The sequence below is a fragment of the Mycolicibacterium agri genome, assembly GCF_002553505.1.
Classification (GTDB): domain Bacteria; phylum Actinomycetota; class Actinomycetes; order Mycobacteriales; family Mycobacteriaceae; genus Mycobacterium; species Mycobacterium agri.
In genome coordinates, this window is record NZ_PDCP01000168.1 from 1 (window position 1) to 4290 (window position 4290).

The 4290-nt window shown below is 64.5% G+C and carries 5 protein-coding genes and 2 pseudogenes; 3 read left to right on the forward strand and 4 right to left on the reverse strand.

The window, feature by feature from the left end; translation table 11 throughout:
* A partial coding sequence (locus CQY20_RS33230; RefSeq protein WP_133119202.1) for an IS481 family transposase occupies positions 1-855 on the reverse strand: 855 nt, incomplete at its 3' end.
* 255 nt (positions 856-1110) lie between these two features.
* Here CQY20_RS33230 and CQY20_RS33240 point away from each other — a divergent pair.
* Positions 1111-1452, forward strand: coding sequence for a hypothetical protein (locus CQY20_RS33240; protein WP_097945522.1), 342 nt, complete (start codon positions 1111-1113; stop codon positions 1450-1452).
* A gap of 26 nt (positions 1453-1478) precedes the next feature.
* Positions 1479-1601 (forward strand): annotated as a pseudogene (locus CQY20_RS33245) (thioredoxin domain-containing protein); the annotation flags it as partial.
* A gap of 80 nt (positions 1602-1681) precedes the next feature.
* Here the strand turns inward: CQY20_RS33245 and CQY20_RS33250 are convergent.
* The 3 genes and pseudogenes from CQY20_RS33250 to CQY20_RS36325 form a co-directional block, all read right to left on the reverse strand.
* Complete coding sequence (locus CQY20_RS33250; protein ID WP_133119203.1) at positions 1682-2737, reverse strand: hypothetical protein; 1056 nt, start codon at positions 2735-2737, stop codon at positions 1682-1684.
* The gene (locus tag CQY20_RS35840) at positions 2737-3114 is read right to left on the reverse strand and encodes a hypothetical protein (protein WP_234816535.1); all 378 of its coding nucleotides are present in this window, start codon (positions 3112-3114) and stop codon (positions 2737-2739) included. The genes CQY20_RS33250 and CQY20_RS35840 overlap by 1 nt, the downstream gene beginning before the upstream one ends.
* A 168-nt stretch (positions 3115-3282) precedes the next feature.
* Positions 3283-3414, reverse strand: a pseudogene (locus tag CQY20_RS36325) (helix-turn-helix domain-containing protein); the annotation flags it as partial.
* 71 nt (positions 3415-3485) lie between these two features.
* On the opposite strand from CQY20_RS36325, the gene CQY20_RS33260 reads away from it, so the two are divergent.
* On the forward strand, positions 3486-3755 hold the full coding sequence (locus CQY20_RS33260) for a hypothetical protein (protein WP_097945529.1): 270 nt from the start codon (positions 3486-3488) through the stop codon (positions 3753-3755).
* Positions 3756-4290 lie beyond the last annotated feature (535 nt).

The window sequence follows — 4290 nt, forward strand, 5'->3', positions numbered from 1 at the left end:
GTGCGGGCGGCGGTGGTTGTATTCGTCGGTGAAGGCGTCGAGTTGGGTTTGTAGTGCGGCGAGGGTGGCGGCGCGGGGTTGGCGGGTGAGCCATTTTTTGAGGGTTTGTTGGAAGCGTTCGACTTTCCCGCAGGTGGTGGGGTGGTTGGGGGTGGAGTTGATCTGGCGGATGCCGTGGCGGTGTAGTTGGGCTTCGAAGGCGTTGCGTCCGCCTTTGCCGCCGGCGAGGCGGGTGGTGAAGACCATGCCGTTGTCGGTCAGGGTGGAGTACGGAATGCCGTGGCGGTCTATAGCTTTGGTGAATTCGGTGACGACGATGGTGGCGGTGACGCGGCGGTGTGCGGTCACTGAGAGGGCGTAGCGGGAGCAGTCGTCGAGCCAGGACAGGATTTCGGTGTCGGCGCCGCTGGCGAGGCGCCAGTGGGTGAAGTCGGCTTGCCAGCATTGGTTGGGTAGTTCGGCGGCGAAGCGGATGTAGGACGATTTGGGTCGCTTCTGCGGGGTGGGCTCGATGAGGCCGGCGGCGTGGAGGTGGCGGCTGATCGAGGCGGTGGAGACGCGTAGTTGGTGGTGGTGTTGCAGGTGCCAGGCGATGGTGTGGGGTCCGGCGTCGAGGCCTTTGCCCGCCAGTTGTTGGCGGAGCTCGATGATCAGGTCGATGGTGGCCTGGGGTAGTCGGGTGGGGCTGGTGTGAGGGCGTCGCGAGCGGGGTTGAAACGCGGCGTCGCCTTCGAGGGTGTAGCGGCGCACCAGCCGGGAGATCCAGGACTGGGAGACGCCGTAATCGCGGGCGACCTGCGATTGGGAACGTCCTTCGACGAGTACGGCGGTGATGACCAGGCGAGCCTTCGACACCCGCTGAAACTCGCCGATGAAGCTATGCCGATGTCTTGAGACACCCTATTCCGATGTCCTGAAACACCACACTGTCAGCCCGACGCAGGTCAGAGGGTGTTTTCGAGCAATCGGAGGCACCTTCTTTTCGTTTTGACCACCACTGACGACCACCACGGGCGTGAATCCTCAGCCCGGACACCGTTGCGGCGCGCGGTGTGTCACGTCCCCATATCCGGCTCGCGGGCTGTCAGTGTCCGGTGCGACGCTGGGGGTATGCGCGACCTCGACGCCCTCATCGCTGACATCGACGCCCTCGAAGCCGAGGAGACCGACGACCTGCGTCCGCTGCCGGGTGAGAGCCCCGAGGAGTTCAGGGCGCGGATGCTGCGGGAGTTCGACGCGCTGAACGCGTTGGAGGACACCCGCGACCTGGACCCGTTCGGCTGGGACTCGTGGCGCTGGACGCCGCGTGCCGAACCCGAGCCTGTCACCTGCGATGTTCCGCGCCCCACCTACCTGATCGAGGAGTGGGAGATCGGCTCGATACTGCCGCGTGGTGGACCCGTCACGACGTGGATCGGCGGTCGCCGCCTGGGCACCCTGAACGCTGCGTGATGGTGGGAGACGACTACCCGTGGACGGACGCGGCTCGGGATGAGGTGCTGGCGCTTGGCTACGCCGCCGCGCCGGTCGTGGTCGCTGGTGGTGAGCACTGGTCGGGGTTCAGGCTGGACAGGTTGCGGGCGTTGGTGAGCGCGGCGTGACCACTTCGCCGATATCGGTAAAGTGTCAGCTCAGACCAGGGAGGCGAGTTGAACATCCGCCGATGGTTGCGCTCAGGGGCTTACTGCGCCTTGATCGCACGCGCCACCAAGTCGCGAGCTTCCCGACCATCAGTGACCGTGCGCCAGATCGGATTATCAGGCAGCAGCGCGCCCAGTCCGTCCGAGATACGTTCGCGGTCCTTCTTGGTGAGACGTTCCCGCAGCTCGGATTCGGGATAGTTCCGCGCGTACAACGAGACCAACACGGCGAGGTCGCGCAGGTGCCTTTCTGCTCCCGTTCTCCCACGCTCGGCGCGGTGTGCTGCCGCCTTCAAAACCATCGCCGCGTGCACGTCGGGACGAATCACGGACCCGTTCGTTCCGCCGATGACCACCGAACGCTTGAGTGAACGCTCAAGCGCCTGAACGCTTCCTGGTACCGAGATGGTGCGTGCGCCTGTCGCTGTCGGGTACTTCGCGGGGTCTTCCAGCCCCTCGGGCAGTAGCACGTCGATAGACGCGGCGGACACTTCGCGGTTGCGGTACCTGTGCCCAAGACCCTCGGGACTTACTCCGTCCTCGACATACCCCGTACGTAGCAGGCGTTCCGTGACCTCCAACAGTGCCTTCGGGTATGCCCGAATGTCCAGCACCACATCCGCATCGGTGGTGACGCGTGGCGATTCCTCGCCGTGCTCCCACGCCAGCAGGTGGACCATCTGACCGCCGACGAGTGTCCAGCCGCCAGGTCGGTGAGTGGATAGCTCCAGCACCGTGGACCACGCCGTGATGCCAGCGGGATCGGACACGGGCAGCGTCACTGCTGGTCCAGGGTGCTCAGCTATCTGGCGCGGTTTCATATCCAGCAGCACGCGCAACGTGTCCAGGTGTGCAGGGCTTGGTCGGTCGGTTGCGGAAATCGCGGCGTCGATACGGTCGGCTGCCAGTTCGGGTACGTGAGCGTGTAGATCGTCGACGAACGCCTGTAACTGTTCATCGGAAGCCTTGCGACGCTTGTTCCTTGACGGTTGTGCCGCTGCGACGGCGTGGAACAGCTCCGTGACGCTTCTGCGGTGTAGGCGTGTCGCGACAACGCCGAGCACAGCCTCCGTGAGCGGCTTTCGATCACAGCTCATCAGTGCATCTCCAACGCATCGCGGAGAATCCCGAGAGCTGCGGACTCGGCGCGCGGATCGCCCTCTTCGAGCAAGTCCAGCGCTGCGACGACAGGTGCCGCGCGGTGAGGGTCCATCGCGTCACGAGGAACAGCGTTCAGGTCGGGCACCGCCCATATGACTGCGTTCGGGAGTCGGTCGCCCTGTACCTCGCGCAGTCCGTAGTCGGCTAGTAAGTCCTCAACGTCGTCGTCGTCGGCGTACATCCGCAGCGGTCCAGCGGACTCCAGGTCGGGCACAGCGCGGTCCCCGCTGACCACCACGCGGTCGTCATCTGCAAGCTCGTCCAGTGCGGGACCGAACGCCCAAACCCGCACGGGTTTGCCTCTCCGTGCCATCAGCCCACGAACTCGGGGGAGCAGGTCGTGCTCTCGGCGTAGTGACCCAACGCGGTAGCTCAGACGCGAGGACAGCGGCTGCCCAGCGACGAGATGCCCGAGCACAGACCACGCCGACGACGACGATAAGGGTCGTCCCGCCGACGCGGGCTTGTGGGCAGCGACGGCGTTGGCGGGCACTGCCCATCGTCCGAAGATCCGTTGTGCGGGGAGCTGTCCATCAGCAATCAGCGCGCGCACGCGACGCTCGCTGACGTTCAGTGCTTGCGCAACTTCGGCACTGCTCATGAAATCGGACATATGCGCAACTATACCGCCATCGGAACAATTATGCACTCAGTGTCAGCAACGACGGCTGGATCGGCAAGGACATGTCCGACCCTGCCAACTGGAGCGGGTGGGACATCGCCAAGGACGCGAAACCTGGGCGCCGTGGCTTCGTGCTGGGATCGGGTATCGGCTGCGTGACCATCAGCGACTGTGTGAGCCAGCGCGGCGTGGTGGACGCGAAGGTGCTGGCTGCGCTGACCACCGTCGCGGAGGTCACATGGGATGGGCGCGGTGTGCAGGATATCGGCTGGCTCCCGGAGGCGGAACCTCGTACAGGGGTGGTGTGCGGCACCCTGAACCCCGCCGCGTGAGTGTCACGGCTCAACCCGCTGCGTGGTTTGCTGAACCGCTCTGGACGAAAATTTCGTTTTCGTCCGCCACCCAAAGCGCCCGCCGCTGGGTCGGCCTATATATGCGTAAAACAAGGGACGTGACATCTCTTATTTATACTATCTGAACTGCTATTATGTTCTTCTTCACCCTCGCCGCGATCCCCACCGTGCCGGCTGGAAGCCGGTGTCCACATCAAGGCGGTCAGTGATCTGCTCGGGCACTCATCCATCTCCATCACGGGTGACATCTACGGTCACACATCCGACGACACGGCGCGCGCCGCGATGGATGCGCTCGCTGAGCGCCTCGGACACCTCAAGCCAAACCTGACCGTGGTGAGCGATCCTGAAGACCGGCACCGCTGCGTCGAGCTGAACAGCGGGCGTGGTGGTCAGGTTCGTTGACCACCACAGTTGACCACCACCAGCCCGCTTCCTGTCGCTTGCCAGGGTGATGGGACCACCTGATTGCCAGGGGGATGGGACCACCGTGGCGCGTTACTGAGGATGCTTG

Excerpts from the sequence above, each read along its gene's own strand:
- CQY20_RS33240 (WP_097945522.1), top strand. The coding sequence starts at position 1,111 with ATGCGCGACCTCGACGCCCTCATCGCTGACATCGACGCCCTCGAAGCC.
- CQY20_RS35840 (WP_234816535.1), bottom strand. The coding sequence starts at position 3,114 with ATGGCACGGAGAGGCAAACCCGTGCGGGTTTGGGCGTTCGGTCCCGCA.
- CQY20_RS33250 (WP_133119203.1), bottom strand. The coding sequence starts at position 2,737 with ATGAGCTGTGATCGAAAGCCGCTCACGGAGGCTGTGCTCGGCGTTGTC.
- CQY20_RS33260 (WP_097945529.1), top strand. The coding sequence starts at position 3,486 with ATGTCCGACCCTGCCAACTGGAGCGGGTGGGACATCGCCAAGGACGCG.